The sequence below is a fragment of the Gallintestinimicrobium propionicum genome (genome assembly GCF_025567525.1).
GTDB lineage: Bacteria > Bacillota > Clostridia > Lachnospirales > Lachnospiraceae > Gallintestinimicrobium > Gallintestinimicrobium propionicum.
The window spans coordinates 103717-121557 of record NZ_JAOQJY010000006.1 but is presented as its reverse complement, the minus strand read 5'-3'; the positions used below and the strand labels follow the sequence as shown (position 1 = coordinate 121557).

13 protein-coding genes and 1 other RNA gene are annotated in these 17841 nt (G+C 49.3%); 13 read left to right on the top strand and 1 reads right to left on the bottom strand.

The window, feature by feature from the left end; translation table 11 throughout:
* Window positions 1-6: 6 nt before the first annotated feature.
* Complete coding sequence (locus OCV62_RS06460) at window positions 7-1302, bottom strand: condensation domain-containing protein (RefSeq protein WP_262585650.1); 1296 nt, start codon at window positions 1300-1302, stop codon at window positions 7-9.
* 399 nt (window positions 1303-1701) lie between these two features.
* Between OCV62_RS06460 and OCV62_RS06455 the strand changes: the two genes are divergently transcribed.
* The 13 genes from OCV62_RS06455 (at window position 1702) to OCV62_RS06395 (ending at window position 17779) form a co-directional block, all read left to right on the top strand.
* Complete coding sequence (locus tag OCV62_RS06455) at window positions 1702-2598, top strand: alpha/beta hydrolase (RefSeq protein ID WP_021914120.1); 897 nt, start codon at window positions 1702-1704, stop codon at window positions 2596-2598.
* A 77-nt stretch (window positions 2599-2675) separates the two neighbouring features.
* Window positions 2676-4448: a DNA primase gene (dnaG, locus tag OCV62_RS06450; RefSeq protein ID WP_118496257.1), complete on the top strand. Its 1773-nt coding sequence runs from the start codon at window positions 2676-2678 to the stop codon at window positions 4446-4448.
* Between the two features lie 49 nt (window positions 4449-4497).
* Window positions 4498-5610, top strand: a complete 1113-nt coding sequence (gene rpoD / locus OCV62_RS06445; RefSeq protein ID WP_117959666.1) for an RNA polymerase sigma factor RpoD — start codon at window positions 4498-4500, stop codon at window positions 5608-5610.
* A 1-nt stretch (window position 5611) separates the two neighbouring features.
* Window positions 5612-6460 (top strand): class I SAM-dependent methyltransferase, encoded by an 849-nt coding sequence (locus OCV62_RS06440; RefSeq protein WP_262585649.1) that lies wholly within the window; start codon window positions 5612-5614, stop codon window positions 6458-6460.
* Window positions 6461-6515: 55 nt separating this feature from the next.
* Window positions 6516-8138, top strand: coding sequence for a uridine kinase family protein (locus OCV62_RS06435; protein WP_262585648.1), 1623 nt, complete (start codon window positions 6516-6518; stop codon window positions 8136-8138).
* 107 nt (window positions 8139-8245) lie between these two features.
* Window positions 8246-8605: RNase P RNA component class A (rnpB, locus tag OCV62_RS06430), an RNA gene on the top strand.
* 317 nt (window positions 8606-8922) lie between these two features.
* Complete coding sequence (locus OCV62_RS06425; RefSeq protein WP_262585647.1) at window positions 8923-9501, top strand: hypothetical protein; 579 nt, start codon at window positions 8923-8925, stop codon at window positions 9499-9501.
* Entirely contained in the window at window positions 9498-10514 is a 1017-nt protein-coding gene (locus OCV62_RS06420) for a DNA/RNA non-specific endonuclease (protein ID WP_262585646.1), read from the top strand. Before OCV62_RS06425 ends, OCV62_RS06420 begins: the two co-directional genes overlap by 4 nt.
* Before the next feature lie 168 nt (window positions 10515-10682).
* Window positions 10683-12236, top strand: coding sequence for a response regulator (locus OCV62_RS06415; protein WP_262585645.1), 1554 nt, complete (start codon window positions 10683-10685; stop codon window positions 12234-12236).
* On the top strand, window positions 12211-13944 hold the full coding sequence (locus OCV62_RS06410; protein ID WP_021916097.1) for a cache domain-containing sensor histidine kinase: 1734 nt from the start codon (window positions 12211-12213) through the stop codon (window positions 13942-13944). The genes OCV62_RS06415 and OCV62_RS06410 overlap by 26 nt, the downstream gene beginning before the upstream one ends.
* 117 nt (window positions 13945-14061) lie before the next feature.
* Window positions 14062-15402 carry an extracellular solute-binding protein gene (locus tag OCV62_RS06405; protein ID WP_021916096.1) on the top strand — a complete coding sequence of 447 codons (1341 nt, stop codon included), beginning with the start codon at window positions 14062-14064 and terminating at the stop codon, window positions 15400-15402.
* A gap of 119 nt (window positions 15403-15521) precedes the next feature.
* Window positions 15522-16910: a carbohydrate ABC transporter permease gene (locus OCV62_RS06400; RefSeq protein WP_021916095.1), complete on the top strand. Its 1389-nt coding sequence runs from the start codon at window positions 15522-15524 to the stop codon at window positions 16908-16910.
* The gene (locus OCV62_RS06395) at window positions 16907-17779 is read left to right on the top strand and encodes a sugar ABC transporter permease (protein ID WP_021916094.1); all 873 of its coding nucleotides are present in this window, start codon (window positions 16907-16909) and stop codon (window positions 17777-17779) included. The genes OCV62_RS06400 and OCV62_RS06395 overlap by 4 nt, the downstream gene beginning before the upstream one ends.
* Window positions 17780-17841 lie beyond the last annotated feature (62 nt).

The following is a 17841-nucleotide window of genomic DNA, read 5'->3' as shown; positions in this document are numbered from 1 at the left end:
GTTCTATTATAGTTCCCGGTTACTTTCGATCGTGACGGGGATGCCGTCCTCGACGAGCTTTTGGAAAAATCGCCGTTCCACATCCGCTTCGATGATACAGCTGGCGAAATTGACGGTCAGCGTGTCCTCAAAACTGACAATGGCGCAGTTGGTGCGCTGGGAATACGGGATTCCCATATAAATATCGAAGCGTTCCAGATAGGGCTTCATATCGTCAGGAACGCGGATTGCGCCCATGTTGGTCAGACCGGCAGAGGAATTTTTGTCCTGCACCCGCTGGTAAAACTGCCGGACGACGAAATCCTTTAAAAACAGCGGGACAATACGGATCAGGGGATTACGCTGCGTGGAAGCATTCGTTGTGATATCGCCGCGCAGGAACTTGCTGTTGATATAGTAGCGCATATAGTGGTGCACCTGAGTGACAATTTCTTCAAAGGTGTAGTCACCAAGTCTTGGATCGATAGACGGATAAACCATCGTGATAAAGTTGCGCAGCGTTTTGGATGGAAAAAAACGGCGCAGGTTGACGGGCATGGCGATCCGCACAGGGCGCAGGCGCAGATGAAAATCGTGCTCCTGCTTTTGTAAAAGAGAATATAAAAGCACGGCGTTTAGGTATTCCGTAATCGAAGCCTGATATTGTTTGGCAACCTTCTGGACAGCGCTGACGCTCATGATGCCGTCAATCACGTTGAGGGTATAGAAAGGTTCTTTCGTGCCGCGCACACGGTAAGTTTTTTCGGCGGGTCTGGGCGGGCAGACGCGGGCGTTTGCATAGCGCATATAGGCGTCTTCAAATTCTTCCGGATCCGGTGTTTCGTTGACATCTAAAACGAAGCCGCCGTTGGAAATTTCGTGTCCCAGGAGCCGCAGATAAACGGCAGTAACTGTCTGGAGCAGATACATGCCGCCGGTACCGTCCCCGAGGCTGTGATGCGCTTCCAGGGAAATCCGCCGGTCATACCAGTAAAAACGTACAAGATAGCGGTTGTTGGATTTAAACGGCATCGGCATGCAGAAATTGCGGATATCGGGTTTTACAAACGGACCGGGACGGGTATTCGGCTCGAGATAGCGCCAGAAAAATCCTTTCCGCATTGCGGAATGATAGGTAGGAAAGCGTTTCATGGCAATATCGACAGCCTGCTGCAAAATATCCGGCTGCACCGGGTCTTTTAACAGGACGGAAAGCCTGTACACGGAGGAAAAGTCCCGACGCTGCAGCGTCGGATATACAATCGCGGACAGATCCAGCCGATACCAGGTTTTCGGAGTATGTTTTGGGTTTGATTTTGACATATCGGATTCATCCTTTCGCTGCTGTTGGCATGAGTTCGTCAACACACAGCATATTGCAGTTCACCGTGCCATTTGCAAAAACGCTGCTTTCCGCTGCTTCGCAGCTCATTTTTGCGCATGGAGTGGCGCTTCCTTCGTGCATTTCTGGAAGCAGATTTTTGTGCGAGCACAAATCTGCTTCCAGAAACGCATGAGTGAACTGTAAGAACAGTATACACCAGCACGGGCAAAAGGAACAGGAAAAAGTTCAATCTTGTAAGAATAGAGGAAAATATGCTATAATTAAAATGATATCTTCTTTTTTGTGAGGAAGAAATAGAAGCTGTAAAAAAGAACGGAAATGGCGGAAAAACCTATTTTTATAAAGCATGCCGCGGCTGCGGCAGATACGGAGGAGATATGGCGGTAAGCAGCAGGCAGAACCAGAATATGATGAATCTGATTCGGAAGGTGCACGGACTGGTGGAACGGCCGGATCTGACGAAACACAGGCAGTCCCAGGACAGGATCGGGGCGATCCTCGGTACGGAAAAGGGAATTGCCTATGAAGAGACAGAGGTAGACGGCATGAGCTGCGAATGGGTGAAGGTGGAACGCGCGCATCTAAAGCGATATGTGATTTTGTATTGTCATGGCGGTGGCTATTCAACCGGCAGTACGGTATATGCCAGGACGCTGACGACAAAGCTGGCAGAATCCACAGGGATGGATGTGTTTTGCTTTAATTACCGGCTCGCGCCGGAATGTAAATTCCCGGCGGCTGCGGAAGATGCCATGAAGGCCTGGAACTATCTGATGTATTTGGGATACGGTGCGCGGGATGTGATTGTAGCGGGAGATTCCGCAGGCGGAAATCTTGCGTTGTCGCTGACGCTGAAATTAAAAGACGAAGGAAGAATGCTGCCAAGAGGACTTGCACTGATGTCTCCGTGGACAGACCTGACCAAATCAGGGAAAAGTTATCAGACAAGAAGCAGCGTAGATCCGGTTCTGGATCACGAATACCTGGATCGGATGATCGAAAATTATGCGGGCGGGATGGAGCTGACGAATCCGTATATTTCCCCGCTGTTTGGAAAGCTGGAAGGGCTGCCGCCTGTATACATTCAGGTCGGGGACAACGAGCTTTTACTTTCGGATTCGACGCAGCTGCACAAAAATCTCGTCAAGGCAGACGTTTCTGCCCGAATCGACATTTATAAGGGCATGTGGCATGTGTTCCAGATGTCGCCCCTCAAGAACGCCTATGACGCGATGAACAAAATTGCCGAATTTATTTTCGATATCTGCCGATAAAAAAAGGAAATCCGAAATTTTTACAGAATAAATAAAAAGTAGGACTGCAAAAGAGCAGAACCAAAGGAGCAAAAAGCATGTATTATCCGGAAGAGCTGATCGAAGAGGTCAGAACCAGAAACGATATAGTAGAGGTGATCTCCGGTTATGTGCGGCTGCAGAAAAAAGGAAGCAACTATTTCGGGCTGTGTCCGTTCCATAACGAAAAGTCGCCTTCCTTTTCCGTATCCCCCGGAAAGCAGATGTATTATTGCTTCGGCTGCGGTGCGGGCGGCAATGTGATCACCTTTTTGATGGAGTACGAAAACCAGACGTTCCCGGAAGCGGTCAGGACGCTGGCGCAGCGTGCCGGAATCGCCCTGCCGGAGGCAGACGACTCCAAAGAAGCGAGGCAGGCGGACAGCCGCCGCGCAAAGCTTTTGGAAATCAATAAGGAAGCGGCGAAATATTTCTATTACCAGCTGCGCACCGAACGGGGCAGTGTCGGGATGGAATATCTGCGCAAAAGAGAATTAAGCGACGAGACGATGAATCATTTCGGGCTGGGTTATGCGAACAAATACAGCAACGACCTGATTCAGTATCTGAAATCAAAGGGCTATTCCGAAGACCTGATCCGGGATGCAGGACTTTGCAACGTGGATGAAAAACATGGTATGTATGACAAGTTCTGGAACCGCGTCATGTTTCCGATCCAGGATATCAACCATCGCGTCATCGGGTTTGGTGGACGTGTGATGGGCGATGGGAAGCCCAAGTACTTAAACTCACCGGAAACAGAGATTTTTGATAAGAGCCGGAACCTGTACGGGTTAAATTTTGCCCGGACGAGCCGGAAAGGAAATGTGATTCTCTGTGAAGGATATATGGACGTTATCGCGATGCACCAGGCGGGCTTTACCCAGGCGGTTGCGTCACTGGGAACTGCGTTTACATCGGGGCAGGCGAGTCTGCTTCGGCGTTACGCAAATGAAATCCTGCTGTCCTATGACAGCGATGGCGCAGGCGTCAACGCGGCACTTCGGGCGATCGGAATTTTGAAGGAAGCGGGAATGACCGGACGGGTCATCAACCTGGAGCCTTACAAGGACCCGGATGAATTCATTAAGGCGCTGGGCGGAGAAGAGTTCCAGAAACGGCTGGATCATGCGGAGAACAGCTTTTTCTTTGAGCTGCGCCAGCTGCAGAAAAATTATGATTTATCAGACCCGGAACAGAAAACTGCATTTCATCGGGAAATCGCCAGAAAGCTCTGCACTTTTTCGGAAGAGGTGGAGCGGGAAAATTACATCGAAGCGGTGGCGCAGAAGTACCACATCGGCTTTGAAAACCTCCGCAGGCTGGTGGGAACCTATGCCGCCCAGACCGGGCTTGCACAGCCTGTGATCCGCCCCAAATCCGGTGTTCAGAAAAAGAACACAGCGGCGGAGGGCATCAAAAACAGCCAGAAATTATTATTGACCTGGCTGGTCGAACAGCCGCAGCTTTATCGCCAGATTTCAAAATATATTTCTCCGAAGGATTTTACGGAAGGCTTATATGAAAAGGTGGCGGACAGGCTGTTTGAGGAGCTGGAGCAGGGCAACATCAATCCGGCTTCCATTATCAGCATGTTTGAGGAGGAAGAGGATCAGCGCGAGGCGGCTTCTTTATTCCATACGAAGCTGGAGCGTCTGGAAAGCACCGCAGAACAGGAAAAGGCGCTGCACGACATCGTCTGTGCGGTCAAGCGAAACAGTTATGAAAGAGACAGCGCGCAGCTCGGGACGGACGTAGCTGCATTAAACCGCGTGATCGCGGGCAAAAAACAGCTGGAAGAGCTTGCAAAAACGCATATTTCCCTCGAATAAGGCAACAACAGGTAATACAGATACAGGAAGGATGTAGACAGACATGACAATGGATGAAAACACACGGGCAAAGTATGAGGAGAAAATAAAAACGCTTCTCGCTATGGCAAAAAAGAAAAAGAATGTGCTGGAATACCAGGAGATCAGCGACCATTTCGCAGATTTACATCTGGAAGAAGAACAGATGGATGAGATTCTGGATGCGCTGGAAAAGAGCGGTATCGACGTGCTGCGCATTACCGATGATGATGATATCCCGGATGAAGAACTGCTTTTGTCGGATGAAGACGAAGTGGACATGGAAAACCTTGATTTAAGTATTCCGGACGGCATCAGCATAGAGGATCCGGTGCGCATGTACTTAAAGGAAATCGGTAAGGTTCCGCTTCTGTCCGCAGAAGAGGAAATCGAGCTTGCAAAAAGAATGGAAAACGGCGATCAGGAAGCCAAAAAGCGTCTGGCGGAGGCCAACCTGCGTCTGGTTGTCAGCATTGCAAAGCGTTATGTGGGCCGTGGTATGCTGTTCCTGGATCTGATTCAGGAAGGTAACCTGGGTCTGATCAAAGCGGTTGAAAAATTTGATTACCGCAAAGGCTACAAGTTTTCTACCTACGCGACCTGGTGGATTCGTCAGGCGATTACGAGAGCGATTGCGGATCAGGCGAGAACGATCCGAATCCCTGTCCATATGGTAGAGACCATCAACAAGCTGATCCGCGTGAGCCGTCAGCTGCTTCAGGAGTTAGGTCGTGAACCTACCCCGGAAGAAATTTCCGAGGAGATGGGCATGCCGGTGGATCGTGTCAGAGAGATCTTAAAGATTTCTCAGGAGCCGGTATCTCTGGAAACTCCCATCGGCGAAGAGGAAGACAGCCATCTGGGCGACTTCATTCAGGACGACAACGTTCCGGTACCGGCGGAAGCGGCATCCTTTACGCTGCTTCGGGAACAGCTCGTTGAGGTTCTGGGCACGCTGACAGAGAGGGAGCAGAAGGTTCTGCGCCTGCGGTTTGGTCTGGACGATGGTCGTGCGAGAACACTGGAAGAGGTTGGCAAGGAATTTAACGTTACCAGAGAGCGTATCCGTCAGATTGAGGCAAAAGCGCTCAGAAAGCTGCGCCATCCCAGCCGCAGCCGCAAGTTAAAGGATTATCTGGACTAAGATGAAAATAGAATTATCGGAAAGAATGCAGGCGGTTTCGGCACTCGTCCCGAAAGGCCATGTCGCTGCGGACATCGGCTGCGACCACGGATTTGTTTCGATTGATCTGGTGCAGCGCAGCATTTGTCCGCACGTCTATGCGGCGGACGTCCGCAAAGGACCGCTGGATCGCGCAAAAGAGCATATCGCAGCCTGTGGCCTGAAAGATAAGATTACGGCGGTGCTGTCGGACGGATTGAAAGAGGTGCCGGTTTGTGGCAGCGGCGCGGACGGCTTCATCGCTGCCGGGATGGGCGGCAAGCTGATCGTTTCGATTCTGACGGCGGTACCGAAAAAAACAGCGCAGCTTTCCTGGTGCGTCCTTTCCCCTCAGTCAGAAATCTGGCTGGTGCGGCAGGCGCTGAGAGAGCTTCGTTTTTTTATCATCGAAGAAAACATGGTGCTGGAAGAGGGCAAGTATTACCCAATGATGCTGGCAGTCCGGGCGGGCGCAGACTGGGATGTCGAAGTGGAAAATGCGCAGCGCAAAAAACATCGGCTGGCAGAAAAACTTCTGCAGTCGGGGCTGACCGATGAGACGTGCCGGTTTGCCGGAGACTGGCTTGGCTGGCAGCTGATGGACAGCCGTAGCAAGGTACTATTTTCATTTTTGGAACATACAATCAAAACAGACGAGGCACTGATTTTGGCGCTGCCGAAGCCGGATGGTGATCGGGCGGCAGACTGCAGCGATCAGCGGATGCCTGGCGACGACGCTGCAGAGCGTATTTTAAAGCGCCGAACTGAGCTGGAGGCGCGCATACAGCTTTCTGAAAAAGTGCTGGAAGTTTTGAAAATGGAAAAGCAATAGAGCGCACGCTCCGGGAGCAGTTTCCGTTGGCGAAAGCGGAAAGGAGATCGTACAGATGCAGGAAAAAACGGTGACATATCAGGAACTTGCCGGACAGGCACAGAAAACAGAAAAGCATCAGATTGTACTTGCAATTGCAGACGGCAAAATCCGGGAGTTGTTCCAGACAGCGAAAGAGGGAGAGGAGATTTCCTTTTTGACGACGGCTGACCGGATCGGTCATGATACCTGGGTGCGCAGCGCAGTCATGCTTTTGATGAAAGCGGCATCCGATGTGGCAGGCAGCCTACAGAAGGGAAAGCTGAAAGTAGAATTTTCCATTGGAAGAGGGCTGTATTGCTCTCCACGGGATGGACAGAAGGTGGACAGTACGTTCATCGATCAGGTGCGGGAGCGGATGAGAGAGCTGGCGGCGCAAAAAATTCCGTTTGTAAAAATGACGAAAACGACGGACGATGCGATCGCCTTGTTTGAATCACAGGGAATGGCGGATAAGGTGCAGCTGTTCCGCTACCGGAGAGCTTCTTGTATCAATGTGTATGAGCTGGACGGTTATTATGATTATAATTATGGCTACATGGTGCCGGATACGGGCTATATCGACTGTTTTGACCTGTTTCCTTACCAGGACGGATTGATGCTTCTGCTTCCGGAACGGCGCGATCCGGAGCAGCTGCCTGTTTTTGAAGAGCGGAAAAAGCTTTTTAAAGCGCTGGAGGATTCGACGCGCTGGGGCGAGAAGCTCGGCATTACGACGGTTGGAGATCTGAATGACAAGATCTGCGGCGGCGATCTGGCAGAGCTGATTCTGGTGCAGGAGGCGATGCAGGAGAGCCGAATTGGACGGATTGCAGAGGACATCGCAGGACGCAAAGGTGTCAAATTCGTCATGATTGCGGGACCTTCTTCTTCCGGGAAAACGACATTTTCTCATCGACTTTCCATTCAGCTAAAGACGTTTGGACTGACGCCGCATCCGATCGAGGTGGACAATTATTTTGTCAACAGAGAAAAAACGCCGCGGGACGCGGACGGCAATTACAACTTCGAGAGCCTGGATGCGATCGATACAGAGCGGTTCAACAGGGATATGTGCGAGCTGCTGGAAGGAAAGCGTATCGAGCTGCCGACGTTTAATTTCAAGACCGGCAAACGGGAATATAAAGGAAACTTTTTACAGCTCGGGGCAGACGATATTTTGGTGATCGAGGGCATTCACGGCTTAAACGATAAGATGTCTTATGCGCTGCCAAACGAGAGTAAATACAAAATTTACATCAGCGCGCTGACGAGCCTGAATGTGGATGAACATAATCGGATTTCCACGGCAGACGGAAGACTGCTGCGTCGGCTGGTGCGGGATGCCCGGACGAGAGGAACGAGCGCAGGACAGACAATTGCCCAGTGGCCGTCTGTGCGGCGCGGTGAGGAAGAGAATATTTTTCCCTTCCAGGAAAGTGCGGATGCGACGTTTAATTCTGCGTTAATTTACGAGCTCTGCGTCTTAAAAACCTATGCGGAACCGCTGCTTTACGGTATTCAGAAGGGCGATCCGGAATATTTTGAGGCAAAGCGGCTGCTCAAGTTCCTGGACTATTTCCTGGGCGTCAGCAGCGAGAATTTGCCGAAAAATTCGATTGTGCGGGAGTTTGTCGGAGGCAGCTGCTTCCGCGTCTGAAAATGGGACAAGCGTGCGGAAACGCATGAAAGCTGTGGCTGACATTGAAGCTACAGACAGAATTTCTCCTTGCCAAGCAGGGAAAATGCTGTTAAAATGGCACATGGCAAGTAAGATAAATGGTCGCGGCTGTCAGCCGTAAGGCACCCGAAAGGGGACAGGTGAGGAAAGTCCGGGCTTCACAGGGCAGGATGCCGGATAACGTCCGGTGGAGGTGACTCCAAGGATAGTGCAACAGAAATGAACCGCCAGGCTTTGCCTGGTAAGGGTGGAAGGGCAGTGTAAGAGACTACCGCCCGTCCGGTAACGGACGGGGCATATGTAAACCCCATCCGAAGCAAGACCGAATAGAAAGCAACAGATTTGCCCGATCTGCTTTCAGGTAGGTCGCTTGAGCCTGCCGGCGACGGCAGGACTAGATAGATGACCATTCACGACATAACCCGGCTTATCGTTTTGCTTGCCGGCAAAAGCACTGCGCAGGAGTTTTCCTGGGCAGTGTTTTTGTTCTGTCATAGGAAACTTCGTCCTATGACACAAAAACGCTCCGCGAGGATGCGCACTCGGCGCAAGGGTAGATGGGTGCCGAAGCAACCGCGCCTCGGCGCGAGAATGTGCCACGGCACATTCTTTTTCAAAATGGCAAAAACGCTTTCTGCCCGAAGGGGCATTTGTAAGAAATCAGTATGGATTGGAAAAATACAGGAGATTTTCTGCCTGAGAATGAAAAGGGCAGGGTAAGACAGAGGGATTGCAGGTGGAGAGACAAAAGGGAGGAAGAAGGATGACAGGAATTGTATGTCTGGATCAGGAGGACGGTCTGCTGTTTAACGGCAGAAGACAGAGCCGTGACCGCGTGGTGACAGAGAAAATCCTTTTGATGACGGAAGGAAAGCCCCTTTGGATGAGCGCTTACAGCAGGCGTATTTTCCCGGAGGATGCGCCAGTTTGCGTGGCAGAGGATCTTGTGGGAAAGCTGGCAGAGCCTGCAAGGAAAGATGCGGAACAGGTGGAGTCTGCGCAGGAGGAACTGGAACGGGAGGAAGCTGCACAGAAGGAGCCTTGGCAGCAGCCGGGCGAAGCGGCCTTTTGCCTGATCGAAGAAGCAGTTAATTTGGAAAACGAAATGATCGATGAATGGATCGTTTTCCGATGGAAACGCGTTTATCCGGCGGACGTTTTTTTGAAATTTCCGGCGGATGACTGGGAGAAGGAGCTGATCGAAACCTTTGCAGGCTATTCACATGAGGAGATCGATCTGGAACGTTATCGGAAAAAAGACAGGGCGAAATTTTTCTGCGAAACAGAGGAACCTGCGGACAGGACAGAAAATTTCAGGCAAGAGCAGGAAGAGAGATTATGAAAAAAGAAAAATGGAGCAAACGGCATTCCAGCGGTTTTCGAAAATGGCTCATAACAGTGTTGCTGGCGATATCCGTGCTGATGACCGGCTACAGCGTTCTGAAAGAGACTGGGGACGTGCTGCTGGATCAGGCGAAGGCATGGATGGAGGAAGGAATCGATGGGGCGCGGGACGAGGCAGGAGATGACGGTGATGTAGCGTCAGATAAGAAATGCGGCGGCACATCCGCTGCAGAAACGCCAGAGGACGGCTTCTGGGGCACTGAAATCCCCGTCTATCAGGGAAAGGCCTGGATCGAATTAAACAACAACGTTCCGCTTTTTACGAAAAAGGACTACTCGACGAAATCGTTTGAAACCTACGGCGAGCTGGACAGCCTTGGCAGATGTACGACCGCTTATGCAAACGTCGGGCAGGATTTGATGCCGACCAAAGAGCGGGAGAGCATCAGCCAGGTGAAGCCGACCGGCTGGCAGAAGTCGGAATATGACGGAATCGATGGAAAATTTCTGTATAATCGTTGTCATCTGATCGGTTACCAGCTGACGGCGGAAAATGCAAACGAGAAAAATCTGATTACCGGGACACGTTATTTGAATGTCACCGGGATGCTGCCGTTTGAAAATATGGTGGCGGATTATGTAAATGAAACAAAGGGACATGTCCTGTACCGGGTAACGCCGGTGTTTTATCAGGATGAGCTGGTTGCGCGCGGCGTCAAAATGGAGGGCTGGTCGGTAGAGGATAACGGGGAAGGCGTATGCTTCAACGTGTTTGTATACAATGTACAGCCCGGAATTTCCATCTGTTACGCGGACGGTACGAGCAGCAGGATTGCGCAGGAAGAGACCACAGATCCTTCGGCGCAGAAAATTTATGGGAACAGGCGCTCGAAAATTTACCATTGTCCCGGACAGGCGGCGTATGAGGAGATGAAGGATTCCCCGAACCTCGTAATTTTCGACAGCGAGGAGCAGGCACAGGCAGCGGGCTACCGGAAAGCGGTACGCTAAACACAGAATACAAAGCAATATGAGGAAAAAAGATTCCTGTACAGGTGCGTCGAATTGGGCGAATCGTACAGGATTTCTTTTTGTAGTTGTAAAAATTGTCAAAATAGTGTTACAATAAGGATATATGTATCAGAAATGCGCATAAACTGCGCAGGGGAGAGTGGGATCGTGTATCGTATTTTAATAGTAGATGATGAAAAAATCGAGCGGACGGGACTTCGGCTTCTGCTTGGTAAAATGGATCAGAAATTTGAAATTACAGAGGCCGTAAACGGAAAAGAAGCGCTGGAATGGCTTTCCTGTAACCGCGCCGATATTCTGGTGACGGATATCCGTATGCCGTTTGTGGATGGACTGGAGCTGGTGGAGCAGGCAGCGCGGCTTTATCCGGATATGAAAGCCATGGTTTTTTCCGGCTACGGAGAATTTGAATATGCGCGCAGGGCGATGCGCTTTGGAGTAGAGGAATATATTTTGAAGCCGGTAAATCCGACAGAATTTCAGAACGCGATAAAAAAGATTATACGTGTATTGGAAGAGAGCAAACAGGAAAAGAGCCGCAGGCAGACAGAAGGCAGCCTGTTTAAGGAATATATTCTGAATGCGATTTTTAACGGGACGGACGCGGCAGAGCTTGAAAAACGCGCAGCCGGAATTTATCCGATGGATTTTCTGAACAGCTACAAACGTCTGATGCTTCTGGAGGTTAGCGGGGATTTCTTTGAAAATAAGAGCAGTCAGCTTCTGGGGGGACTTAAGCTTGCCGGCTTAAATGCAGACTATCTGAATGTGAGCCCTCAGCAGGGAATCCTTTTATTTAAATCGGAAAGCGACGACTGGAAGGAGACGGCGCGCCGGGTGCTTGGAATTTTGGAGGAGCTGAGCGGCAAGGACGCAAAATGTTACGTTGCGGTTTCCTCCGGCCTCAAGAACAGAAGTCAGCTGGCGGAGCGCTGCAGGGAGACGGAGCTTTTGATGGAAAACCGTTTTTACGGTCTGGACAGCCATATTTTCATGGCGGAATACGATGTGGAATGCGCGGACGACGTGCAGCTGGACGACAACACACTGATCAAGCAGATCCAGCAGGATGTTCGAACGAAGGATATGTTAAGCCTTTCCGAGCATGTGGACAGACTGTTCCACAATTACCGACAGAACGTCGGATTTTCCCAGATTTATGTGAAATTCGTCTTTTCCAGCCTGTTGAAGGTTTTATATGAAGCGATTCCGGGTAAAAACGACAGGGACTTAAATGAAGAAATGGAAATGCTTTACCGGACAGCGGATATCGATGAGATCCGGCGGATCATAGAAAAAAACATTCAGCTTCTGGAGCAGGAGACCCAGACGGACAGTGGCAATATTCATCGGGAGGTAGAAGAGGTCAAGCGCTATATCAATACGCATTACGGGGAAGAGATAAGCATCGAAATGTTGGCAGAGCGCGTTTTTTTGGCTCCCAGTTATCTGAGTACGATTTTTAAAAAGGAAACCGGCCAGAATTTAAGCAAATTTATCAAGATCTGCCGAATGGAAAAAGCACGCGAGATGCTGGAGGGCACGAAGGACAAAATCGTGAGCATCAGCGAAAAGGTAGGATATCCGAATGTTTCCTATTTTTGTCAGAGCTTTCGGGAGTATTATGGGATGACGCCGCAGAAATATCGCGATCAAGGAGAGAATGCAGAACAAGATGAAGAAGCTGTTGCATTGGTTTAACGGAATCAAGCTGCGGTATAAGCTGGCGATCTTTTATTCCCTGTTTTGCTTTTTGCCGGTGATGCTTTTGTTTTGGCTGAGCTTTCTGCAGATGCGAAGTATTATTGACGATAAGGGAAAAATGAACCTGCAGTCCTATCTGCAGCAGTCGGTGTCGTCGATGGACCGAACTCTGGACGGCTATAACAGCCTGTCGGATTATATTGCCTTTGACCGGACGCTGGCAGAGGTATTTTCCATGGAATATGGGACACCCTACGAGCAGTATGAGCAGCTGACACAGAAGGTGGATCCGATCCTGCGGACAGCGAGCTATTTTCATGGCGGGATGCAGCAGATCACGATCTATACGGATAATGGAATGGTCAAGCATGACACGACGGTTGCGCCGGTGTCAGAGATTGAGGAGACGGATTGGTATCAGAAGACATTGGAGCACCCGGGTCTTAACTGGTTTGCAAATTATCAGGAAGAGACACTGTTTTCCGCCCGGAAGCTTGCCTTTTCCGGTGCCAGAGAGGGCGTGAACATCCTGTATATGGATGTGGATTATCAGAAGCTTTTTACGCCGTATGCAGAAACGCTGATCTCAGAATGCGGGCTTTATATTACAGATCAGGATGGTAAGCTGGTCTTTGAGGAAAGCAGATTTTCCGGAAAGAATCAGAACTATGATCTGACGTATTCCGAATTTCTGGAGCAGCGGGATAGGGGCAGTACAGATTATATCATTCTCTGTGAGCAGTCAAATACAACAGGATGGACGGTGTGGCTGTATCAACCGGTTGGACTTGCAGGAGAAGCGATGCGGCCGATCGGAGTGATGGCGGGAGTGACGATCCTGATCTGTATCTTCGCAGCAGTGCTTGCTTATTTTATCACCTCCGGCATGGTGAGCAGCAGGATTGAACGGCTGACGCACTTCATGCAGGAGGTGCAGGAGGGCAGCATGGATATGCAGATGGAGAGCGATGATCGGGATGAAATTGGGATGCTTTACCGTGGCTTTGGCAGCATGATGAAGCGAATACGGACACTGATCAATGAAGTTTATCTCAGCAAGATCACCCAGAAGGAGGCGGAGCTGAAGGCACTGCAGGCACAGATCAATCCGCATTTTCTGTATAATACGCTGTCTTTGATCAACTGGAAGGCACTGGCGGCAGGAGAAGAGGATATCAGCAGGATGACACTGGCCCTGTCTACCTTTTACCGCACTGCCTTAAACCGCGGGCGGAATGTGCTACAGGTAGAGACTGAGCTGAGTAATACCCGTGCCTATCTGGAAATTCAAAGCATGCTGCATGACGGGGATTTTGATTATGAAATCGAAGCACAGACGGAAATCCTGCAGTGCGAGTCTCTGAATCTGATCCTGCAGCCCCTTGTTGAGAATGCGATCCATCACGGAATCGAAGAAAAAACAGACGGACGAGGTAAAATTACTGTCCGGGGATGGAAAGAAGACAATTGTGTATGGTTTATGGTAGAGGATAACGGTGTCGGGATGGAGCAGGAGGTTGCGGATAAAATCCTGACAATGGAATCCAAGGGCTATGGAGTTCGTAATGTTGATGAACGAATCCGCCTCTGTTATGGGGAAAAATATGCGATGAAGGTAGAAAGTGTTGTCGGCAAAGGTACAAAAATGACAATTCACTTCCCTGCAAGACGGCTTACGAATATACAAAAATCACAAATTTCTTAAAAAAATGATATTATTCTTAAAACTTTGATATAGACGGTTGCTCTTTTGCACTTTATAATGATGTTATCAAATGAACACGAAACACCGAAAAGGTGTGGTGTATAGGAGGAAAAAGCTATGAAATTCAAAAAAGTGACAGCACTGGCGCTTTGCGTAGCAATGTCTGCAACAGCTCTTGCAGGTTGCGGATCTAAAGCAGCTACAACAGACAGCCAGACAGCAGCTCCCGCAGAGAGCACAGCAGCAGATACTGCAGACACTGCAGATGCAGCAGAAGAAGCTCCTGTTGAGACAAAGGATGTTACCCTGAAGGTTTGGGCACCTCAGGAAGACCAGAACCCGACAGATACTTATGACAAGGGTATGCTGGCTGCAATGTGTGATGCTTTTAATGAAGCACATCCGGAATGGAACATTACATATGAATATGGCGTATGCGGTGAAGACGTTGCAAAAGACGAAGTAACCAAGGACGTTGATGCAGCAGCAGATGTTTACATGTTTGCAAACGACCAGCTGCCGATTCTGGTAGAGGCTGGTGCCATCGCAGAGCTGGGCGGCAAAAACCTGGAAGAGGTTAAGGCGACCAACTCCGAATCTATGATAAACACTGTTACTTATGAGGGCGGTGTATACGGTGTTCCTTATGCATACAACGGCTGGTTCATGTACTATGACAGCAGCAAATTTACAGAAGACGAAGTTAAGGATCTGGATGTTATGTTGGCAAAGGATCTGGGAGATGATGTGACCAATGTATGCTTCCAGCTGAGCAACTCTTGGTATATTCCTTCCTTCTTCTATGGCGTTGGCGGCACAATGTTTGGTCCTGACGGTACAGACGGCTCTGTTCCCTGTGATTTCGATGATGAAAAGGGTCTTGCAGTAACCAATTACCTCATTGACCTTGCTGCAAATCCGAAATTCACAAACCAGGCAAACGAAGAAGCAGGTAAGGCAATCAACCTGTTCACCGAAGGTAAGCTGGGTGCATTCTTTAGCGGCTCCTGGGATCGTGAAGCAATTGAAACTGCTCTGGGCGACAACTTCGCATGTGCACAGCTTCCTTCCTTCAAGGCTGGCGATTATGAAGGCACAATGAAGTCCTATGCAGGTTCCAAGGCAATTGGTGTAAATCCTACCTGCGAGAACATGGACGTTGCAGTTGCACTGGCTGTATATCTTGGCAACGCTGACTGCCAGAAGATCCGTTATGAAGTTCGTGGTGTAGTTCCGCTGGATTCCACCGGTATCGACGATGTAATGTTAAACGCTATTACCGACACTGTAAACAACACTTCTGTTGCTCAGCCTCTGGTTTCTGAGATGAACGGCTGGTGGAGCAACGCAGAAGCATTCGGCAAAGCAATCGTAGCTGGTGAGGTTAACCACGACAATGCACAGGATAAGCTGACCAACTTCATTGCAAACGTAAATGCAGGCGGCTCTCTGGAGTAAGATTCCGGCTTGATTTTAAGGCTTCACCCGATCTTCCGGTGAAGCCTTTCTTTCAGAAACGGACATTTGGGGATGACACAGTGTCTGCCTGAAACTGTATGAGGGAAAGGAAGAATACGATGGCAGCTTTTGGAAAAAAGAAAAAAGCTTCTGAATTTCCGGATGTGATACCGGTATCCGAAGCGATTCGAAAAGGTGATATTTTTACAAAACTGACCTGTCTGATCATGGGCGCGGGCAATCTTGCGAGAAAACAGATCATACAGGGACTTTTGTTCCTGACAGGAGAACTTGCATATATTCTCTATATGGTTTTCTACGGGGCAAAGGCTCTGCAGAATTTCGTTACGCTGGGTACCGAAACGCAGAAAAAGGTTTTCAATGAAGCGACACAGGTTTATGAGTATGCGACAGGAGATAACTCCCAGCTCTGCCTGCTCTATGGTGTTGTTACGTTCTTTGTGACAATTGGATTTATCCTGCTGTGGCGAGCTGCAATTCGCTCCTCCTATATTGCGCAGAAAGCACAGGAAGCAGGAAAGAAGCCGATTACCTTCGGCCAGATTTTAAAAGACTTGAAAGATAACAGGATGTATCAGCTCTTCCTGCTTTTCCCGTTCCTGGGAATTATATTGTTTACGGTAATGCCTCTGGTATTCATGATCCTGATGGCATTTACCAATTATGACCGTGATCATTTGCCGCCAGGTAAGTTGTTTGACTGGGTAGGCTTCCAGAACTTTGCCAGAGTATTAAATGCAGGCGGAGCACTTGGAGAGACCTTCTGGAGGGTGCTTGGCTGGACGATCATCTGGGCTATTTTTGCAACCTTCTTAAACTATATCTTTGGTATTATCCTGGCGATCATCATCAACCGGGATGGGACGAAGTTCAAAGCCTTCTGGCGTTTTATCTTCGTACTGACCATCGCTGTGCCTCAGTTTGTATCCCTGCTGGTAGTCAATACCATGATCCAGGAGCACGGTGTAATCAATCTGCTGTTAAAGGAACTGTTCGGTGTAGGACCGCTGCCGTTCTTGACCAATGTGACCTGGGCGAGAGTGACAGTTATTGTCATCAACCTCTGGGTCGGCATTCCTTATACGCTGCTTGCAGTAACCGGTATTTTGAAGAATATTCCTGCAGAGCTGTACGAAGCGGCAAGGGTGGACGGCGCAAATGCGTTTGTTACCTTCTTTAAGATCACCATGCCGTACATGATGTTTGTCATGACGCCGAATCTGATTACAACCTTTACAGGGAATATCAATAACTTCAACGTTATTTACCTGTTGACAAACGGCGCGCCGGCCTGCGATACCTATTACCGCGGTACTGCGGGTAAGACGGATCTGCTCGTTACCTGGCTGTACAAGCTGACAATTGATAATAAGGACTATAACCTGGGTGCCGTAATCGGTATCCTGACCTTTGTCCTGATGGCGACGTTGTCTCTGATAACGTACAGACGGACCGGATCCTATAAAAACGAGGAGGGATTCTCATGAAAAACACCAGACAGAATTCAGCAGGCATTAAAAAGAAAGTCACCAATGTGCTTGTGCATTTGTTTCTGACGATCCTTTCCGTGATCTGGGTATTCCCGATTTTCTGGGTAGTCCTGTTATCCTTCAGAGAACAGAAAGGACAGTATATCACATCGTTCTGGCCTAAAAAGTTTACGATGGCAAACTATGTGAAGCTGTTTACAGATACTGCACTGTTCAATTTCCCGAAGTGGTTTTTGAATACGCTGTTTGTAGCAATTTGTTCCTGTATCCTGACAACATTCTTTGTTTTGGCGATTTCCTATTGTCTGTCCAGACTCCGGTTTAAGATCCGTAAGCCTTATATGAATGTTGCCATGATTCTTGGTATGTTCCCCGGCTTTATGTCCATGATCGCCGTTTATTATATCTTAAAGGGCTTTGGACTGACCAAGGGTCCCATGATCTTCCTGGCGTTGATTATGGTATATTCCGGCGGTGCGGGGTTGGGCTTTTACGTATCCAAGGGCTTCTTTGATACGATTCCGAAGGCACTGGATGAAGCTGCAATCGTGGACGGCGCAACGAAATGGGATGTCTTTTCCAAGATCATTATGCCGTTGTCGAAACCGATCATTGTAAGCACGATCATGACTTCCTTCATGGCTCCCTGGCTGGATTTCATCTTCGCAAAGGTAATTGCAGGTGCGGATCCGAGATATTATACGGTTGCGATCGGTCTGTACACGATGCTGACCAAGGAAAATATCGTAAATTGGTATGCCTGCTTCGCAGCTGGCGCAGTTTGCGTTTCCATTCCGATCGCTATTCTGTTCCTGAATTTGCAGAAATACTATGCAGAAGGTATGTCCGGAGCAGTTAAGGGCTGATGGCAGTTTGTAAGGACTGACAGCAGACAGCCGAAAATAGTTTTACAGCAGGCGAAAACGAA

What these genes read in the sequence shown, in the direction of transcription:
- OCV62_RS06460 (WP_262585650.1), bottom strand. Translation starts at nt 1,302, where the DNA reads ATGTCAAAATCAAACCCAAAACATACTCCGAAAACCTGGTATCGGCTG.
- OCV62_RS06455 (WP_021914120.1), top strand. Translation starts at nt 1,702, where the DNA reads ATGGCGGTAAGCAGCAGGCAGAACCAGAATATGATGAATCTGATTCGG.
- dnaG (WP_118496257.1), top strand. Translation starts at nt 2,676, where the DNA reads ATGTATTATCCGGAAGAGCTGATCGAAGAGGTCAGAACCAGAAACGAT.
- rpoD (WP_117959666.1), top strand. Translation starts at nt 4,498, where the DNA reads ATGGATGAAAACACACGGGCAAAGTATGAGGAGAAAATAAAAACGCTT.
- OCV62_RS06440 (WP_262585649.1), top strand. Translation starts at nt 5,612, where the DNA reads ATGAAAATAGAATTATCGGAAAGAATGCAGGCGGTTTCGGCACTCGTC.
- OCV62_RS06435 (WP_262585648.1), top strand. Translation starts at nt 6,516, where the DNA reads ATGCAGGAAAAAACGGTGACATATCAGGAACTTGCCGGACAGGCACAG.
- OCV62_RS06425 (WP_262585647.1), top strand. Translation starts at nt 8,923, where the DNA reads ATGACAGGAATTGTATGTCTGGATCAGGAGGACGGTCTGCTGTTTAAC.
- OCV62_RS06420 (WP_262585646.1), top strand. Translation starts at nt 9,498, where the DNA reads ATGAAAAAAGAAAAATGGAGCAAACGGCATTCCAGCGGTTTTCGAAAA.
- OCV62_RS06410 (WP_021916097.1), top strand. Translation starts at nt 12,211, where the DNA reads ATGAAGAAGCTGTTGCATTGGTTTAACGGAATCAAGCTGCGGTATAAG.
- OCV62_RS06405 (WP_021916096.1), top strand. Translation starts at nt 14,062, where the DNA reads ATGAAATTCAAAAAAGTGACAGCACTGGCGCTTTGCGTAGCAATGTCT.
- OCV62_RS06400 (WP_021916095.1), top strand. Translation starts at nt 15,522, where the DNA reads ATGGCAGCTTTTGGAAAAAAGAAAAAAGCTTCTGAATTTCCGGATGTG.
- OCV62_RS06395 (WP_021916094.1), top strand. Translation starts at nt 16,907, where the DNA reads ATGAAAAACACCAGACAGAATTCAGCAGGCATTAAAAAGAAAGTCACC.